Source organism: Mesorhizobium sp. A623 (assembly GCF_054489405.1).
Genome location: NZ_JBTMXB010000010.1, coordinates 22,127 through 38,888 on the forward strand (window position 1 = coordinate 22,127; position 16,762 = coordinate 38,888).

The 16,762-nt window shown below is 63.6% G+C and carries 16 protein-coding genes and 1 pseudogene; 5 read left to right on the plus strand and 12 right to left on the minus strand.

The window, feature by feature from the left end; translation table 11 throughout:
- Positions 1–69: 69 nt before the first annotated feature.
- On the minus strand, positions 70–1,131 hold the full coding sequence (locus ACX3P1_RS12340) for a LacI family DNA-binding transcriptional regulator (protein WP_459079869.1): 1,062 nt from the start codon (positions 1,129–1,131) through the stop codon (positions 70–72).
- A 150-nt stretch (positions 1,132–1,281) separates the two neighbouring features.
- Between ACX3P1_RS12340 and ACX3P1_RS12345 the strand changes: the two genes are divergently transcribed.
- Complete coding sequence (locus ACX3P1_RS12345; RefSeq protein ID WP_459079870.1) at positions 1,282–2,313, plus strand: hydroxyacid dehydrogenase; 1,032 nt, start codon at positions 1,282–1,284, stop codon at positions 2,311–2,313.
- Between the two features lie 34 nt (positions 2,314–2,347).
- Here the strand turns inward: ACX3P1_RS12345 and ACX3P1_RS12350 are convergent, their stop codons facing one another.
- Together ACX3P1_RS12350 and ACX3P1_RS12355 are read right to left on the minus strand one after the other, a co-directional pair.
- A complete protein-coding gene (locus ACX3P1_RS12350) occupies positions 2,348–2,485 on the minus strand; it encodes a hypothetical protein (RefSeq protein ID WP_459079871.1) in 138 nt (45 codons plus the stop codon).
- A 143-nt stretch (positions 2,486–2,628) separates the two neighbouring features.
- Positions 2,629–2,811: pseudogene (locus ACX3P1_RS12355) on the minus strand (efflux RND transporter permease subunit); the annotation flags it as partial.
- On the opposite strand from ACX3P1_RS12355, the gene ACX3P1_RS12360 reads away from it, so the two are divergent.
- Positions 2,773–3,357 carry a M24 family metallopeptidase gene (locus tag ACX3P1_RS12360; protein WP_459079872.1) on the plus strand — a complete coding sequence of 195 codons (585 nt, stop codon included), beginning with the start codon at positions 2,773–2,775 and terminating at the stop codon, positions 3,355–3,357. The pseudogene ACX3P1_RS12355 and the gene ACX3P1_RS12360 sit on opposite strands and share 39 nt — an antisense overlap.
- A gap of 44 nt (positions 3,358–3,401) precedes the next feature.
- Here ACX3P1_RS12360 and ACX3P1_RS12365 read toward each other — a convergent pair whose 3' ends face one another.
- Positions 3,402–4,298, minus strand: coding sequence for a LysR family transcriptional regulator (locus tag ACX3P1_RS12365; RefSeq protein ID WP_459079873.1), 897 nt, complete (start codon positions 4,296–4,298; stop codon positions 3,402–3,404).
- A gap of 49 nt (positions 4,299–4,347) precedes the next feature.
- The gene (locus tag ACX3P1_RS12370) at positions 4,348–5,376 is read right to left on the minus strand and encodes a YeiH family protein (protein WP_459079874.1); all 1,029 of its coding nucleotides are present in this window, start codon (positions 5,374–5,376) and stop codon (positions 4,348–4,350) included.
- 453 nt (positions 5,377–5,829) lie between these two features.
- Between ACX3P1_RS12370 and ACX3P1_RS12375 the strand changes: the two genes are divergently transcribed.
- Both ACX3P1_RS12375 and ACX3P1_RS12380 read left to right on the plus strand, forming a co-directional pair.
- Positions 5,830–6,927, plus strand: coding sequence for a carboxynorspermidine decarboxylase (locus ACX3P1_RS12375; RefSeq protein WP_459080014.1), 1,098 nt, complete (start codon positions 5,830–5,832; stop codon positions 6,925–6,927).
- Between the two features lie 42 nt (positions 6,928–6,969).
- The gene (locus ACX3P1_RS12380) at positions 6,970–8,211 is read left to right on the plus strand and encodes a saccharopine dehydrogenase family protein (protein ID WP_459079875.1); all 1,242 of its coding nucleotides are present in this window, start codon (positions 6,970–6,972) and stop codon (positions 8,209–8,211) included.
- Positions 8,212–8,308: 97 nt separating this feature from the next.
- On the opposite strand, the gene ACX3P1_RS12385 is transcribed toward ACX3P1_RS12380, so the two are convergent.
- From ACX3P1_RS12385 to ACX3P1_RS12415, 7 genes are all read right to left on the minus strand, one after another.
- Entirely contained in the window at positions 8,309–8,953 is a 645-nt protein-coding gene (locus tag ACX3P1_RS12385; protein ID WP_459079876.1) for a TetR/AcrR family transcriptional regulator, read from the minus strand.
- Between the two features lie 305 nt (positions 8,954–9,258).
- Complete coding sequence (locus ACX3P1_RS12390) at positions 9,259–10,071, minus strand: ABC transporter permease (RefSeq protein WP_459079877.1); 813 nt, start codon at positions 10,069–10,071, stop codon at positions 9,259–9,261.
- Positions 10,068–11,102 carry an ATP-binding cassette domain-containing protein gene (locus tag ACX3P1_RS12395; RefSeq protein WP_459079878.1) on the minus strand — a complete coding sequence of 345 codons (1,035 nt, stop codon included), beginning with the start codon at positions 11,100–11,102 and terminating at the stop codon, positions 10,068–10,070. The genes ACX3P1_RS12390 and ACX3P1_RS12395 overlap by 4 nt, the downstream gene beginning before the upstream one ends.
- Positions 11,103–11,289: 187 nt before the next feature.
- Positions 11,290–12,051 (minus strand): SDR family oxidoreductase, encoded by a 762-nt coding sequence (locus ACX3P1_RS12400; RefSeq protein WP_459079879.1) that lies wholly within the window; start codon positions 12,049–12,051, stop codon positions 11,290–11,292.
- Between the two features lie 131 nt (positions 12,052–12,182).
- Entirely contained in the window at positions 12,183–14,435 is a 2,253-nt protein-coding gene (locus tag ACX3P1_RS12405) for a xanthine dehydrogenase family protein molybdopterin-binding subunit (RefSeq protein WP_459079880.1), read from the minus strand.
- Complete coding sequence (locus ACX3P1_RS12410; protein WP_459079881.1) at positions 14,428–15,486, minus strand: FAD binding domain-containing protein; 1,059 nt, start codon at positions 15,484–15,486, stop codon at positions 14,428–14,430. Before ACX3P1_RS12410 ends, ACX3P1_RS12405 begins: the two co-directional genes overlap by 8 nt.
- The gene (locus ACX3P1_RS12415; RefSeq protein WP_459079882.1) at positions 15,483–15,974 is read right to left on the minus strand and encodes a (2Fe-2S)-binding protein; all 492 of its coding nucleotides are present in this window, start codon (positions 15,972–15,974) and stop codon (positions 15,483–15,485) included. The genes ACX3P1_RS12410 and ACX3P1_RS12415 overlap by 4 nt, the downstream gene beginning before the upstream one ends.
- Before the next feature lie 186 nt (positions 15,975–16,160).
- Between ACX3P1_RS12415 and ACX3P1_RS12420 the strand changes: the two genes are divergently transcribed.
- Positions 16,161–16,751, plus strand: a complete 591-nt coding sequence (locus ACX3P1_RS12420) for a TetR/AcrR family transcriptional regulator (RefSeq protein ID WP_459080015.1) — start codon at positions 16,161–16,163, stop codon at positions 16,749–16,751.
- Positions 16,752–16,762 lie beyond the last annotated feature (11 nt).

Sequence of the window (16,762 nt, forward strand, 5' to 3'; positions counted from 1 at the left end):
TTAATCCGGTGTTCGGTGCCTGGGGTTTCAGCCAGATCCGGCACCTGCCTTCTGCTTTCGACAATTGGATTATTGTCCGACCGCTCTCCCCAAATGCGACCCGCCACCTGGCACCCCGACGGATTCACGCATCAAGACCTTGCACGGTTCCAGCCGTGCCCTGGGCGGGCCCTCCTCGCCGTCTATCCTGCGAAACAGCGCGCTCATCGCATGGATAGCAATCTGCCTGACCGGCTGCACGACGGTCGCAATGGCCGGCCATGTCACCTGCATCCACTCGGCGTCATCGAAGCCCACCAGGGATATGTCGTTGGGGCAGTGCCAGCCAAGCCGGCGGAATTCCGAAAGCGCCACCAGCGTGCCTTTCAGAAAAAGCGAATAGACGGCCGTCGGGCGCTCGCCCTTGCCAAAATAGTCCCGCAACGAGGCGCGTAGCGGCTCGACGTCGCTTTCCGAGAGGATCACGTCGATACGGATGCCGGGCGCCAGCTCCAACGCCCTGGCACGGAAACCATCCAGGCGTGCCCGCACCGTCGCCGCCTGCTCGCCAAGGCCGATGACGAGGACGTGGCGATGCCCCCTGTCGATGAGTTCGCGCGCGACTTCGGCGCTGGCAGCGGCACTGTCGGCGGACACCGTGTCAAAACCGCCGTCGGCCAGAACGCGATCGATCAGCACGCCGGTCATGCCGTTCGCCTTCATGAATTCGGCGGCGCTTCCCCGTTCGTTGCGTACCGGCGCCAACACGACGCCGGAAACCTTCCAGTCGTGCATGCGGGCGATGATTTCCCTTTCGCGCGTCTCGGATTCACGGCTCGATGCCGCCACCAGCGCATAGCCACGCTGCTCCGCAAGCCTTTCCAACTGGGTGATTATCGAGCCGAAGAATTCGCTTTCGAATTCCGGCACCACCGCACCGATGATGCGGCGCTTGGCGCGCCTGAGGTCCGAGGCCAGCGGGTCGACACGGTAGCCGAGCGCCTCCACGGCATCGGACACGCGCTTGGCGTTTTCCGGCTTCACGGTGGCAACGCCGTGCATGACCTTGGAAACGGTGGCAGCCGACACGCCGGCACGACTGGCCACATCGTGGATGGACGCACGCCGTTGCTGAGCCTGCCGCACTACCATGGACCTCCTCCCAGAGGGGCTTGGGCGATGCCAAGCTGATATCTCTATCGATAAATCGATTTTTTGTGATTGTAAATCGTTTCATCCTGCGCCACCCTTTTTAGAATTTCAAAAGTTGGCGAGGCGGATGCTCGCCGGGGAGAAAATGCCATGGCCGACAAAGCCTTGCCGCTTGTCATCAGCGCACCCGAGCCGCGCACGCTCGATCTCATCTTCGAACCGGCCGCGCTGGCGCTGTTGCGGTCGAAATACCGCATCGTGGAGACATCGGCCGAAGGCGTGGCGGATCTGCCCACCGACGTGCTTTCCGAGGCGCGCTACATCGTCGGCCAGCCCCCGATAACCCCGGAAGCACTGGAGCGGATGCGGTCCTTGCGCTGCATCTTCAATGTCGAAACCAACATGATCAACAACATGCCTTACGAGACGCTGTTTGCGCGCGGCATCCATGTCGTTACCACCGGGCTGGTGTTTGCGGAGCCGGTGGCCGAGTTGGGGCTTGCCATGGCGCTCAATCTCGCCCGGGGTATCATCGACGCCGATCTCGCTTTCCGGCAGGGGCACGAATTATGGGGCGGCGACGGCAACAAGACCGCGCGACTTCTCTCCGGCGCGGATGTAGGCATCGTCGGGTTTGGGGATCTCGGCCGCGCGCTCAACCGCCTGCTATCGGGCTTTCGCACGCGCACCAAAGTGTTCGACCCATGGTTGCCGCCGTCGATCCTGATCGAAAACGACGTTCACCCGGCCACGCTCGACGATGTATTGACGACAAGCGACTTCGTCTTCGTCGTCGCTTCCGTAACGAGCGAAAACAAGGGGTTCCTCGGAGCCGACGCCTTTGCCAGAATGCGCAAGGGCGCCGCGTTCATCCTGTTGTCTCGCGCCGATGTCGTGGATTTTCCAGCCCTGATGGACGCCGTGAAGAGTGGCCACATCGTTGCCGCCAGCGACGTCTTTCCACAGGAACCGCTGGCAAAAGACCATGCTGTGCGCACGCTTCCGGGCTTCATTCGCTCGGCCCATCGCGCGGGTGCCTTGGACATCGCCTTCAAGCGCATGGGCGACATGGTTCTCGAGGACATGGACCTTGTCGACCGTGGCCTGCCGCCGCTGCGCGGCAAGCGCGCCGAACGCGAGACCGTCTCGCGCATGCGCTCAAAGCCCGTCGACAAGAATTAGGCGGGCGCACCAAGCAACCCCTCGACCGCAGCGTTCAGGGGTAGGACCAGCCGTCGTGCTCGACCCTGAAAATGCGCAGCGGCGCGCCCCTTCTGGTCGTATCGGCGCACAAAAAATAGACGACGCGCTGCTTCCGGCCGAAATTGGTGAAGTCGACATTGATGGTGATCATGCCACGCAGCATCGGCCGGTCGGGGTCGGCTCCCCTATCGAGCCATCGAAATCCTGCGCGCCATAGAGCGGGTGCGCGTCGACATTGCCGGAGGCAAGCCAGGCGACGATATCGTCGGTGAAGTAGTTGCGCGCCACCGACGGATCGAACGCGCTGGGCATCATCATGATGCCGTTCTTCTTGACGATGCCGATGATGGCGATGACCGACAGGTCCATGGCCGCCAGCCTGAGTGCCACCAACGCACTCATCACCGCCGAGGGCAGGCCGGTCAGGATCGTCAGCGGATGGATGAAGCTTTCATAGAGGATGCCGAGCACGATGTAGAAACGCGCCTGCTCAATTCAGGCCCCAGGACCAATCCCTGGTACCAGGAGGCAAGCGCGCGCGTCATCGAGAATGGCGACATGATCGCCTTCGATTCGGATTTGATCGGGCCGCATGGCTATTCGGCGGACATTTCGCGCAATTGGATCGCCGGCGATCGCAAGCCCACGGACGACCAGCGCCGCCTCTATGAGGCAGCCCACAGGCAGGTCCATAGCAATATTGAACTGTTCCGGCCCGGCGCGACCTTCTTCGAGATCGCCGACCGCGCCAATGTGTTGCCGTCGCGCTATGTCGAGCGGCAAAATGGCTGCATCGCGCACGGCATCGGCCTGTGCAAGGAATACCCCCTCGTCCTGCACAAGCGCGGACTCGCCAGCGGCGGCCACGACGGCGTGATCGAGGAAAACATGGTGTTCTGCGTCGAAAGCTTTGTCGGCGACCCCCATGGCGGAGAAGGCGTCAAGCTCGAAGAGCAAATCCTGGTGACGGCGAACGGCCCCGTGAAACTGTCATCCTATATTTACGAGGAACAACTGCTTTAAGACTGTGTATCCGGGCGTTGCCAGGCCGTGAGCCGAGAGGTGTCTCAAACATCCTCTTGGGGGGCGAGATTTATCATATCCTGGAACACTTTGCTGGCACGGCTCCGGTGGCGCTCTCGTTGAACGATGAGACTGAAAGCCCGTGACGGGAGTTCGAACGGCACCACCACCAGCCGCCCTGCGCTCACCCCCGCCTGCGCGACGGTCTCGGAAACGGCCGCCGCGTACTGGCCTGTCGCCACAGCGGTGCAAATGCCCTCATTCGAAGGCAGTTCCATCGCGACATGCAGCTCCATCGGCCGCAGGCCATGCGCATGAATAGCTGCCTCGAAGCTGGAGCGCGTGCCAGAACCTCTCTCGCGCAGCACCCATTGTTGCTGACCCAATTCCTGGGGCGACGGCGGCCCGTCTTTCGCCCAGGGGTGGTCGCTACCGACCACTATGACGAGGCGGTCGCGCGCGACCAACCTGACCGACACACCCGGCTCCGTGATGACGCCTTCGATGAAGCCGAGATCGGCAATTCCGGCATTTACGGCGCGCACGCACTGGGCCGTGTTGCCGGCTTCCAGGCGCAAGTCTATTTTGGGATAGGCCTTGCGGAACTGGACCAGATGCTTCGGCAGCCAGTAGCTGGCAATTGTCTGGCTGGCGAAAATGGAAAGCGTGCCATGCGGCGCGCCGCCGAGATCGGCCAGCGTGGCTTCGGCCGAGCGGACCGTGGCAAGTATCGCTTTCGCCTCGCTGGCGAATATCCTGCCCTCGCCCGTCAATTCGATACGCCGCCCGACGCGGTGAAAAAGCTTCACATTGTGCCGGGATTCGAGTGCCGCAATCGCGCCGCTGACGGTGGACTGGGTGAGATTGAGGGCTTCCGCCGCCCGGGTCACATGCTCGCGCTCGGCCACCGCCAGAAAAATCCTGAGCTGGTCAAATGTCACGAAATGCGTTTCCCTGGGACGACTTTGCAGGCCTTATGGCGTATCCTCATTACAGCACAAACGTCACCATAAAAAAGCTGACGCCGGCAATAAACACCGATCCCATGGCTGCGAGCAACAAAGGCGGCAAGCCATGCTTTTTCAGCTTGGATATGTTGGTTCCAAGCCCCAGCGCGGCCATGGCGGCCGTCAGCAGGACCGGAGTGGAGGCAACGATTGGCGCGCGAACGATCTCCGGCGCAAGGCCGAAGCTGTTGAGCGCCGCCAATATCAGGAAGCCGATCACGAAGAAAGGCACGAGCGGCGTGCGGCCACGCGTGGCCTCGGCGTGCCCCGACGGACGGGCGAGGAAGCAAGACAGGCCGATGATCAGCGGCGCCAGCATCATGACGCGCGCCAGCTTGGTCACGACCGCGATTTCGCCGGCCTCGGCCCCGCCCTGGAATGCCGCGCCAACGACCTGCGCGACCTCATGCACGGACAGGCCGATCCACAGGCCGTATTGTTGCGTCGAGAGCCCGGCGAGCAGGCCGACGAAGGGAAACAGGAACATCGCGATGGTGCCGAACAGCGTGATGCAGGCGACGGCGTAGGACACATCTTCATCATCGGCGCCCGTCACCGCATTTGCCGCGGCGATTGCCGACGCACCACAGATGGACGTGCCCGCAGCCAGCAGTTGGGTCAGGTCGCGGTCGACGCCCAGCAGCCGGCCCATCCAGACCGTGAACAGGAATGTAGAGAGCAATCCGAATGCGGCAAAGCCTATTCCCGTGACGCCGATCTCGGCGAGTCGCGCAAAAGAGATCTGAAGTCCCAGCAAGGCAACCGCCAGGCGCAACAGCCGCTTGCCCGAGAGCGAAATGCCGGCTGCCGCCGATGTGTTGACGCCGACCACGTTGGCAAACAGCATTCCCACGAAGATCGCCGAGATCATCGGGCTCAATTGCGACACGGACGGAATGTGCCTCAATCCATAGGCCGATGCGGTGATGACACCGACCAGCACCAGACCCGGCATGTACTGGGCGATCGAATTTTTAAGGCGTAGCTCGGATATGGCGGCAGCGGCAGTCATTTACGTACTCTTGCAACTTCAAAGCGAAATCTGCGCCCTTCTAGCAAAATCTGTTCCAAATTATCCAACTGGAATAGAAGATCATTCTAATCGGCATTACCGAACGATTGCTCGCCTCGTCGCCGTTGTGGCAGGCGGATGTGTCCGATAGCGCGCCGCTTCCGGCGGGTCGCCTTGAATAGACCGACACCAGTCTCTATAAACACCATCATGTGCATGGAGACTTTCATCAGGGTTTCGAGGCTTGCCGGAGAAGGGCGCGTCCCTTCCCGGAGCAGGCTCTTCAACATCTGATCCGCACGTAACCCTGCTCCGGGACATTTCATAAGATTGCGGTTGATTCCTGCGAAACTGACAGTGCCGCATCGATGGAACGTGACATGAGAATTTCCCATTCAAGGCGCAGCCCTTAGGCCGTCACCCGAACCCCTCAGCAAAATGGATGCCAAGAACCTGATGCAGACGCCCTATTACCTGATCGACAAGGCCAAGCTCCTACGCAATCTCGAGCGAATTGCCTATTTGCGTGAGAAATCCGGCGCCAAGGCCCTGCTCGCCCTGAAATGCTTCGCCACGTGGTCGGCCTTCGATTTCATGCGGCCCTACATGGACGGCACCACCTCCTCCTCCCTCAACGAGGTCAGGCTGGGGCGAACCCGGTTCGGCGGAGAAACCCATGCCTACAGCGTGGCATGGGCGGACCATGAGATCGACGAGGCTGTCACGCATGCCGACAAGATCATCTTCAATTCCATTGGCCAGCTCGAACGCTTCAGCGCGCGCGTGGGCGGAATTGCCTGCGGGTTGCGGCTCAACCCCGGGATCAGCTCGTCGAGCTTCGACCTGGCCGATCCGGCGCGGCCGTTCAGCCGGCTAGGCGAGCGGGAGACAGGCAGGATCGAGGCCGTTCTGAGCCGCATCAACGGCTTCATGATCCACAACAATTGCGAGAATGGCGATTTCGGCCTGTTTTCCAGAATGCTGGACCAGGTGGAAGCAGCCTTCGGAGATCTCCTGCACCATGCCGACTGGGTGAGCCTCGGCGGCGGCATCCACTTCACGGGCGAAGACTATCCGATCGATGCGCTTTGCCAGCGCCTGCGCGCCTTTTCCGAGCGTTTCGGGGTGCAGGTCTATCTTGAGCCGGGCGAGGCGGCCATCACCGGCTGCGCCACGCTCGAGACCACCGTGCTCGACACGCTGTTCAATGGAAAGCACCTGGCCATCGTCGATTCCTCGATAGAGGCCCATATGCTCGACCTGCTGATCTACCGCGAACAGGCAAAGATCGAGCCCAATGCCGGACCGCATGAGTACATGGTGTGCGGCAAATCGTGCCTGGCCGGCGACGTGTTCGGCACCTTCCGCTTCGAGGAGCCGCTGAAGGTCGGCGATCGCATCTCGGTCCAGGATGCCGCCGGCTACACCATGGTGAAGAAGAACTGGTTCAACGGCGTGCACATGCCGGCAATCGCGATCCGCGAACTCGATGGAACGGTCAGGACGGTTCGCGAGTTCGGTTACGCGGACTACGAAGCAAGCCTTTCCTGAAAACCCGAGAAAATAGCAGAAAGAAGGAATATTTCCCCCGAAATGAAGAAGCATGTCCTCATCATCGGCGCCGGCGGCGTGGCGCAAGTGGCCGCTCACAAATGCGCGCAGAACAACGACCTGCTCGGCGACATCCACATCGCCTCGCGCACGCTGGCCAAATGCGAGGCGATCGTCGCTTCCGTCCATGAGAAGAACGCGCTGAAGGGCGATGGCAGGATTGTACCGCACCGGCTCGACGCCATGGACGTGGAGGCAACGAAGGCGCTGATCGAACGGACCGGCGCGCGCATCGTCATCAATGTCGGTTCGCCATTCCTGAACATGTCTGTTCTTTCGGCCTGCATAGAAACCGGGGCCGCCTATATCGACACCGCCATCCACGAGGACCCGCTGAAGATATGCGAGGCTCCGCCCTGGTACGCCAACTACGAGTGGAAGCGTCGGGAAGAATGCGAGCAAGCGGGCGTAACCGCGATCCTCGGCGCGGGGTTCGATCCAGGCGTGGTCAACGCCTATGCGCGGCTCGCCAGGGACGAGTACTTCGATCGGATCGATTCCATCGACATCATCGACATCAATGCGGGGAGCCATGGCCGGTACTTCGCCACCAACTTCGACCCGGAGATCAATTTCCGCGAGTTCACGGGACAGGTCTGGTCCTGGCAGGACAGTGAATGGACGTCCAACAAGATGTTCGAAATCGGCCGCGAATGGGATCTGCCGGTCGTCGGCAAGCAGAAGGCCTACCTGACCGGCCACGACGAGGTTCATTCGCTATCGCAGCGCCTCGGCGTGCCTAACGTGCGCTTCTGGATGGGTTTCGGCGACCACTACATCAACGTCTTCACGGTGCTGAACAACCTCGGACTGCTCTCCGAGCAGCCGATCAAGACCGGGGAAGGCCTGGAAGTCGTGCCGCTGAAGGTGGTGAAGGCGTTGCTGCCCGACCCCTCGTCGCTGGCGCCCGACTACACCGGCAAGACCTGCATTGGCGATCTCGTCAAGGGCGTGAAGGACGGCAAGGAACGCGAGGTCTTCATCTACAACGTCGCCGACCACAAGGAGGCATACGACGAGGTGGGCAGCCAGGGCATCTCCTATACGGCGGGAGTGCCAGCCGTCGCCGCCGCCATGCTGATCGCGACCGGCGAATGGGACGTGAAGAAGATGGCGAATGTCGAAGACCTGCCAGCGCGACCCTTCCTGGAAACGCTCGGGCGCATCGGACTTCCAAGCCATGTCCGGGAACGCGACGCGAAGCCGGAACGTCTGTTCGCGTGAATTCATGCGCCCGCTCCGAAAACCCTTTCGGAGCGGGCGCGATCGGCAGGGCACTGGCCTTCGAGCATCCAGTCTCCGTTCTGCGCCCCAGCCGCGATCAATCAATTTGCGTGTGCGGCGCCTCCACCGGGAGCGCTTTGAGCGGACCGGCCGCCCTTAGACAGGTATGAGCCAGGTTTTGGACGAGGTTGTCCTCGTGGCCTGCCTGTGGGGCCTCGCTCAAAGGCCCGAGCAACGTTTCGATAATCGCACCCACGATGCACATCGACGTGATGCGGGCATCCTGTGGCAGGAATTCCCCGGCCTCGATGCCTTCGTCGATCACGTCTTCGATGATGGCGCGGTAAGGTTCGCGAAACCTGAGCCGTTCGGCGTCAATTTCCGGGCCGACGGATTCGACCAGCAAAGCCCATGCCAGCTTGCGACCCGCCAAGGCGCGCCGGGCGAAGGTTTCCACCATTCTTGCCAGGCGCTCGGGCGTCGTCCCCTTCGTTTCGGCGGCCTGGCTGAAAGCTTCGATCTCATGGCGGGAAGCCTGCTGGTAGACTTCCGCGAAGAGGACGGTCTTTGACGGGAAATGCCTATAGACGCTGCCCGTCGAAATTCCCGCTTCCGTTGCGATGTCCGGTATGCTGGTTCCGCCATAGCCGGACCTGGCGACCAGACGGCGCGCCGCCGCAACGATCTGATCGCGCGCGGTGTCGATGCGGTTCTGCATCTTGGGTGTTCGGCGATAGGCCATTAAGTATTGAACTCCAGTTCATTCCTTTGTATGATGCTGCTTACAGCAACTTGCCTTCCGTGTCTCGCACGCCCCGAAAGGAGGTCCGGATGGAACACGAGCGACGAGTTATGATCTTAGGCTGGGCACGCGCGCTGCGCGAGTGGGCGGCGGCTGGATCGCCCGATGGGGACCCGGAAGAGTGGCGACGAGACCCACTCTCGCATCCGGCGCTCAGGGAAATGTCGATGACACAGCTCGCAGATCTACCGTTCGAGCCGTGTCGCATCAGCGAGGAAGAGGAGCAGGTCAGGTGACGTCACCGGTCATCTGTCGCCTCTGAGATAGAGCCAAAGCGTCGTCGGCGCGAGGATCGCCGTCAGCACCACCGGCGCGATCAGCGCCAGCGCGACCTGCTCGAAGGTCGCGGTGCCACCCAAAAGCCCACGCAGCGCGGTTGTCATCAGCGAGACCGGATTGACCGCAACGAAGGCGCGCAGCCAATCGGGCATGGTGCCGGGATCGACCATGATGTTGGAGGCAAACACCAGCGGGAACAGGAACATGAAGCCGAACGTCATCACCGTGGTCGGCGTGCGGATCAACAGGCCGAGCACGATGAACACCCAGCCCATGCCGAAGCCGATGGCGACCAGCATGACGAAGGCGGCAAGCACGCCCGCTATGCCGGCCTCCGGCCGGTAGCCGAGGATCAGGCCGATGGTGAGGATGATGGAGGCGGCAATCAGATGGCGCAGGATATCGCCCACCATCAGGCCCGCAAACGGCGAAAGCGACCAGATCGGCAGCGACCGGAACCGGTCGAACAGTCCTTTTCCGAGATCGGTCGACAGGCCCATGCCCGAATAGACGGCGTTGAACACCACGGTCTGAACGAGAATGCCGGGCAGGAAAAACTGCAGATATTCGCCCGGCGACCCGGCAAGCGCGCCGCCGAAGACGAAGGTGAAGAGCAGCGTGAACATGATCGGCGTCATGACGAGATCGAAGAGCTGCTCCGGCACATGCTTGAATTTCAGCACGGCGCGCCAGCCGAAGACGAGCGCGTTGGAAAGCGCCGAGGGCCGCGGCGGCCGCGCCACCCGTTCAAGCCGCATCAGGGAAGTGGGCTCGCTCATCCCCTCTCCTCCCCCTGGCTTTCGTCCCCGCCTTGGCTTTCGCCCTTGCCCGGCTTGCCCGTCAAGGCGAAGAAAACCTCGTCCAGGCTCGGCTGGCCCATGGAAAAATCAGACAGGTCGATGCCGCCGGTGACAAGGGCGGCGACCGCCTCATTGGCCGCCTTCGCCGTTCCGGCCAGAATGGAAAGTTCCGCCCCCTCGGTGCTGCGCTGAACGGTATGCGCCAGCCGCTGCTCGAGGATGGTCGCGGCCTCTTCGATCCGCGCGGGATCGGCAAGCGCCACATGCAGGAAGCCGGAGCCGGTGGCCGCTTTCAGTTCGCGGCTGGTGCCCTCGGCAATCTTGCGGCCATGGTCGATGACGGCGATGCGCGCCGCAAGCTGGTCGGCCTCTTCCAGATATTGCGTGGTCAGCAGGATCGTCACGCCCGAAGCGGCAAGCTCCCGGATCATGCCCCAGACATCCTTTCTCGCCTGCGGATCGAGGCCGGTGGTGGGCTCGTCGAGAAACAGCACGCCCGGCGTGACGACGAGCGACGCGGCGATGTCAAGCCGCCGCCGCATGCCACCCGAATAGGCCTTCACCTGTTTGGCCGCCGCATCGGACAGGCCGAAAGCCGCGAGCAGATCATCGGCCCGGCCTTTGGCGGCACGGCCGCGAAAACCCCAGAGGCGGGCGAGCAGGATGAGATTTTCCCGGCCGGTCAGATCCTCGTCCAGCGAAGCGAACTGCCCGGTCATGGCGATGGCCGCGCGCACCTCGTGCGGGGCCTGCACAAGGTCGTGCTCCATGACGGTGGCCGATCCGGCGTCGGGACGCGAAAGCGTGGCCAGTATCCGCATCAGCGTGGTCTTGCCGGCGCCGTTCGGCCCGAGGATGGCGAAGATCATGCCGCGCGGCACTTCCAGGTCGATTCCGTCGACCGCACGCAGTTTGCCGAACGTCTTGACCAGGCCGCGCGCCGAAATGGCGGCGGGCACACGATCGGGAAAGGCGAACACTTTCCCTGCGAGAGCAACAGCGTCGTTCATGGCACCATCCGGCGGTCGCGACGAGGTTTTGCTTGCTCGCCAGACTGCGGCGAGCCGACGCATATATCATTTTTGCGACCCGCCGACAGCTTCCGGAAATGTTTCTCCTGACAGCTCACGCCATTCGAAACTGCAGGATCACGCGTCAGCCGGCTTGCCGCCTCCGGACAGCTGCCCGCCTGGTCGGCTATGTCAGCCGAACCGACATGCCGCCATCGACGATCATCGGACTTCCCGTCATGAAGCTCGACCGATCGGACAGAAGGAAAAGTGCTGCCTGCGCGATCTCCCTGGCGCTTGCCATCCGCTTCATCGGATGCAGGTTCGCGATGAATTCCATGACGCCCGGGTTCCCTTCTCCTCCGGCCGGCGTGACCGTGCCTCCGGGCAGCAGCGCGTTGACGCGAATGCCTTCGGCGGCGTGATCGGATGCCAGCGACTGCGCCAGTCCAATCAACCCGGCCTTGGATGCCGCATAGGCCGCCATTCCGGGCATGCCGCCATTGCTGAAGCCGACGAAAGACGAGGTGAAGACGATCGAGCCGCCGCCGCCCTGCTTCCTCATGGCCGGTATCTGCGCACTGGCGGCCAGGAAAGCGGCCGTCAGGTTGACCGAGATGACATCGTTCCAGTTGCCGATCCCCATATCGGGAACCGGACCCATTTCTCCCACGATGCCGGCATTGTTGAACGCGCCGTCCAGCCCGCCGAACTCCCTTGTGGCGAGATCGACAAGGGCGTCGGCATAGGCTTCGTCCTTCACGTCGCCGGCCAGACAGACGGCCCTGCCATTGCCGCGGTTGATCGTTCCCACCAGGGTTTCGAGTTCGGCCGGCCGGCGCGCGCCGAGGACCACATTGGCCCCTTCTTCCGCAAACAGCAAAGCAGCCGCCGCGCCGATGCCACTGCTGGCTCCGGTGACGATGATCGACTTGTTTTCCAGTTCCATGACGTGCTTTCCTGATCGTTACGCCATGGATCTAGCGACGGGACCGGGAGCACAGCCACCCGATTCCTGCTTTTATCGCCTTGCTTTCGCTCGCGGATACACGCCTTCGCGGCCCGCCACTCGCCTCTGCCTTACCGAATGATGTCCTCGATGCGGATGGGAAAGCGGTGCGCTCTCACCCCGGTGGCGTGCCAGATGGCGTTGGCGATCGCGCCGACGGTCCCGGTGATGCCGATCTCGCCCACGCCCTTCACGCCCAGCACGTTGACGTAGGGGTCGTCCTCGTCGATGAGCAACGCCTCGAGCTCGGGAATGTCGGCATGGACGGGGACATGATAGCCCGCCAGATCGGCATTCATCGGCCGGCCCGTACGGCGGTCGTGGTGCGCTTCTTCATGCAGCGCGAAGGACAGGCCCCAGATCATACCGCCATATAGCTGGCTGCGCGCCAGCTTGGGGTTGATGATCCGCCCGGCCGCGAACGCACCGACAAGCCGCGTGACCCGTGTCTGGCCAAGGTCGGGATCGACCTTGACCTCGGCGAAGACCGCGCCATGCGAAAACATCGCGCGCGCTTCCGCGTCGGCTGGATCGCGACCGCCCGTGCCGCGCCCCTCGAGAGAGGCGATGCCTGCGCGTGCGAGGATATCGGCATAGCTTTCGCTCCGGCCCTTGTCGCCGCCATGGTAGAGCCGCCCGTCGCGTGCCTCGACCCCGGCGTTGCCGGCTCCGTACAGGGGCGAGGCCGGGTCTTTGGTGGCAATCTCCGCCAGTTTGGCGATGACGTCTCCCCCGGCATTGTGAAGCGCGCTTCCGGCCGTGGCGGTATGGCCCGAGCCACCCGCGACCCCGCCATCGGGAAGATCCGACGAGCCGGACCGGAATTCTATCCTGTCGATATCCAGACCCAACCCGTCGGCGGCGATCTGCGCGAGCACGGTCCATGCGCCCTGCCCCATGTCGGCGCCGGAGGTTTCGACCAGCGCGGTGCCGTCGCTGCGCAAGGTGGCGCGCGCCTCGGCCTGGAACATCGGCGCGGGGAACTGGGCGGTGCCCATGCCCCAGCCGACAAGGCGGCCGGCTTCGTCGCGCATCTGTCGCGGCAATAGGGGGCGCCCTGCCCAGCCGAACCGTTCGGCGCCTTGCGCATAGCACGCGCGCAACGCCTTGGCCGAAAATGGCCGTCCCGTCGCCGGGTTGGTCTCGGCATAGTTGCGCAGGCGAAACTCCAGCGGGTCGAGCCCGCAGGCCAGCGCCGCCTCGTCCATGGCGCATTCGAGCGCCGCCGAGCCGGAGGCTTCGCCGGGCGCCCGCATCGGCCCCGGTGTTCCGGTATCGACCCGGACCGCCGAATGCCGGGTCGAGATCGCGGGGCTGGCATAGAGATTGTGCGAGGCGTTGGCGGCGGATTCGACAAAGTCGTCGAAACTGCTGGTCATCGCCATCGCGCTGTGCTCCAGCGCCGTCAGCCGCCCCTCGGCATCCGTGCCGAGCCGAAGCGTCTGGCGCGTCGCGCCGCGATGCCCGACCGGTCCGAACATCTGGTCGCGCGACAGAACCAGCTTGACCGGCTTCCCAAGCATCCGCGCCGCGACGATGCACAATATCTGCGGACCGGCCAGGATCGCCTTCGATCCAAAGCCGCCGCCAAGAAACGGACTGCGCAACAGCACGTTCTCGGCCGGAATGCCGAAATACGCGGCGAATGCCCCCCGCGCCATGACGATCGCCTGGTTCGGCGTGTCGATGGTCAGCCGGTCGCCGTCCCATTCGGCAACGATGGAATGCGGCTCCATCGCGTTGTGGTACTGCGTCGGGGTCTCGTACTCCGTAACAGTCTGGTGGGTAGCCGCGCCGAGCCCGGCGGCCAGGTCGCCAAGATCGAAACTGGGCGGAGCGCCAATTCCCACCGCAGGCGGATCATAGTGTTCTCCGTCATCGAAGCCCATGCGTGCCGGCTCCGCCTCATAGGTCGGGGCCAGCAGGCGCGCGCCCTCCGTGGCGGCTTCCAGCGTGTTGGCAATAACAACGGCGATGGGCTGCTTGGCGTAGCGCACCCGGTCGTTCTGCAAGACTTCGATGCGGAAGCTGAACAGGCCTTGCTTTGCGTCCGGGTCGAGCGCCAGCGGAGGTCGGTTGGCGGGCGTGATGACCTCGACGACGTCTGGATGGGCCTTTGCCGCAGCCATGTCGAGCGAGGCAACGCGGCCGCGTGCAATGGTGCTGGTCGCGACAACCGCATACAGCATGCCTACGGGATGATTGTCGGCCGCATAGGTCGCCGCCCCCGTGACCTTGAGAATGCCGTCACGCCGGTTCAGCGGCTGGCCGCTGGACGAACCAAGACGGACATGCGGGGCGGGAAAGGCAATGGTATCAGGCATGGGCGTGGGCTCCGGTGTCGGAACTGAAGGCGGATGCGGGGAGCGCGGGCATGCGGTCCGGCGTGCCAGTCGCCGCCAGCAGCAAAGCGCGTTTCACCACCCGTTTCGCAAGGTCGATCTTGTAGGCATTGTCACCCGAAGGCAGCGCGTCGGCGAGCGCCACTTCTGCCGCCTGTGCGAAAATCTCGGGCGTAGGGGCCGCCCCTTCGAGCAGCGTCTCGGCATTGCGGGCGCGCCAGGGTTTGGCGGCGACACCGCCCAAAGCGAGCCGGGCGGCCCGGATCGTGCCGTCCTCGATTTGCAGGGCGGCGGCTGCGGACACCAGCGCGAAGGCAAAGGACGTGCGTTCCCGCAGCTTCAGATAGCGGGCATGGCTGCGGAAACCGGCAGCCTCCGGCGGCAGGCGCAGCGCGACGATCAATTCGCCGGCCTCCAGCACGCTGATGCGCTCCGGCGTCGAGCCGGGAAGCGGGTGGAACTGTTCCAGCGGCACCTCGCGAAGCCCGTACCGCCCTTCGATCTCGACCACCGCATCGAGAGCGACCAGCGGCACGCAGAAATCGGACGGGTGCGTGGCAATGCAGGCGTCGGACCAGCCAAGAACGGCATGGGTGCGGTTTTCGCCGTGGCGCGCATCGCAGCCGGAGCCAGGCTCGCGCCGGTTGCAGGCGCTGGCGGTGTCCTGAAAATAGGCGCAGCGCGTGCGCTGCATCAGATTACCGCCGACGGTCGCCATGTTGCGCAATTGCGGCGAGGCTCCCGAAAGCAGCGCCTCGGCCACGACGGGATATGCCGTAGCGAAGGCCGGATCGCGGGCCAGGTCGGAATTGCGCACCATCGCGCCGATGCGCACGCCGCCATCGGCAAGCCACTCGATCCGGTCAAGCCCGGCCAGCCGGGTGACATCGACCAGACGGCCGGGGCGCTGCACGCCAATCTTCATCAAGTCGAGTAGATTGGTGCCGGCCCCGAGATAGGCGGCTCCGGGTTCGGAGGCCGCTTCTATGGCCTCAGCCACCGAGGCCGGCCTGATATAGTCGAACAGGTTCATGCCACGCTCCGTTGTTTTTCGCTGGACAGATGCGCATCGAGCACGGCCTCGACGATTCCCGCATAGGCACCGCAGCGGCACAGATTGCCGCTCATGCCTTCACGAATGCGCTCCGGGTCGTTGCCGGCCTCGCCCTCGCGGATAAGACCCACCGCGCTCATGATCTGGCCAGGCGTGCAGTATCCGCACTGGAAACCGTCATGGGCGATGAACGCGGCCTGGACCGGATCGAGCCGGCCATCGACGGCCAGCCCTTCGATGGTCAGTACATCCGCGCCGTCAAAGCTGACGGCCAGTGCAAGGCACGCATTGATCCGCCGCCCGTCGACCAGCACCGTGCAGGCACCGCATTGGCCGCGGTCGCAGCCTTTCTTGGTTCCGGTCAGGTCGAGCCGTTCGCGCAGCAGGTCGAGTAGCGTCACCCTTGGATCTTCGAGCATGACGTGCTTGTGCACGCCATTGACAGTAAGGCTGATGGACAGAGCCATGGTTGCTCCGATCGGCTATGTCTCAGATATGGATCGACGCAATGGGGCCGGCTGTGCGAGGCAGGCGGGGCGCCCTTTGAAGGGCAGAGAGCCACACCGCGAGATGGAGGGTCGCATCGGTCTTCCAAATGCTTTATACGGAGGGTCCCTCCGTTTTGCAAGATAAAAATGGGGATTGCAGGAAAGATGGGACAGCAGCCGCAAAAGGCAAATCGAAAACCGCGCGCGGATTCGCTGCGGAACCGGGAACGGCTGCTTGGCGCGGCGCGTGAGGTGTTCAGCGCCGGCGGCGCGGATGCCAGCCTCGAGGCTGTCGCACGCACGGCCGGGGTCGGCATTGGTACGCTCTATCGCCATTTCCCGACGCGCGAGGCGCTGTTTCAGGCCGTTTACCAGCGCGAAGTCGATCAGCTTGTCGATCTCGCCGTGACGCTCGCCGCCGAGAAAACGCCGCTGGAAGCGCTGCGCCACTGGCTCCACGCCAGTATCGGCATGGTTGCCACCAAGAAGGGCATGCTGGCCGCGCTGGCGCCGGCCGCAGGCAGTTCGACCGAGCTTTACGCCGATTCCCTTGCGCGGCTGGTCCGCTCCGCGAGCGACCTGATGGCGGCAGCCGTCGCCGCCGGCCAGATCCGCGACGACATCGTGCCGGAGGACGTGATGCGAGCGGTGATCGGCATGTGCTACACGCGAGAGCAGCCCGGCTGGCAACACACCGTCATCCGCCTCGTGGACGTCTTTGTCGACGGCCTGCGATCAAGGCACGACAAGGCGTAGACCGGGCAGCC

Excerpts from the sequence above, each read along its gene's own strand:
- ACX3P1_RS12405 (WP_459079880.1), bottom strand. The coding sequence starts at position 14,435 with ATGCCTGATACCATTGCCTTTCCCGCCCCGCATGTCCGTCTTGGTTCG.
- ACX3P1_RS12385 (WP_459079876.1), bottom strand. The coding sequence starts at position 8,953 with ATGGCCTATCGCCGAACACCCAAGATGCAGAACCGCATCGACACCGCG.
- ACX3P1_RS12390 (WP_459079877.1), bottom strand. The coding sequence starts at position 10,071 with ATGAGCGAGCCCACTTCCCTGATGCGGCTTGAACGGGTGGCGCGGCCG.
- ACX3P1_RS12345 (WP_459079870.1), top strand. The coding sequence starts at position 1,282 with ATGGCCGACAAAGCCTTGCCGCTTGTCATCAGCGCACCCGAGCCGCGC.
- ACX3P1_RS12370 (WP_459079874.1), bottom strand. The coding sequence starts at position 5,376 with ATGACTGCCGCTGCCGCCATATCCGAGCTACGCCTTAAAAATTCGATC.
- ACX3P1_RS12415 (WP_459079882.1), bottom strand. The coding sequence starts at position 15,974 with ATGGCTCTGTCCATCAGCCTTACTGTCAATGGCGTGCACAAGCACGTC.
- ACX3P1_RS12410 (WP_459079881.1), bottom strand. The coding sequence starts at position 15,486 with ATGAACCTGTTCGACTATATCAGGCCGGCCTCGGTGGCTGAGGCCATA.
- ACX3P1_RS12350 (WP_459079871.1), bottom strand. The coding sequence starts at position 2,485 with ATGATCACCATCAATGTCGACTTCACCAATTTCGGCCGGAAGCAGCGC.
- ACX3P1_RS12380 (WP_459079875.1), top strand. The coding sequence starts at position 6,970 with ATGAAGAAGCATGTCCTCATCATCGGCGCCGGCGGCGTGGCGCAAGTG.
- ACX3P1_RS12360 (WP_459079872.1), top strand. The coding sequence starts at position 2,773 with ATGGATGAAGCTTTCATAGAGGATGCCGAGCACGATGTAGAAACGCGC.
- ACX3P1_RS12340 (WP_459079869.1), bottom strand. The coding sequence starts at position 1,131 with ATGGTAGTGCGGCAGGCTCAGCAACGGCGTGCGTCCATCCACGATGTG.
- ACX3P1_RS12420 (WP_459080015.1), top strand. The coding sequence starts at position 16,161 with ATGGGACAGCAGCCGCAAAAGGCAAATCGAAAACCGCGCGCGGATTCG.
- ACX3P1_RS12400 (WP_459079879.1), bottom strand. The coding sequence starts at position 12,051 with ATGGAACTGGAAAACAAGTCGATCATCGTCACCGGAGCCAGCAGTGGC.
- ACX3P1_RS12395 (WP_459079878.1), bottom strand. The coding sequence starts at position 11,102 with ATGAACGACGCTGTTGCTCTCGCAGGGAAAGTGTTCGCCTTTCCCGAT.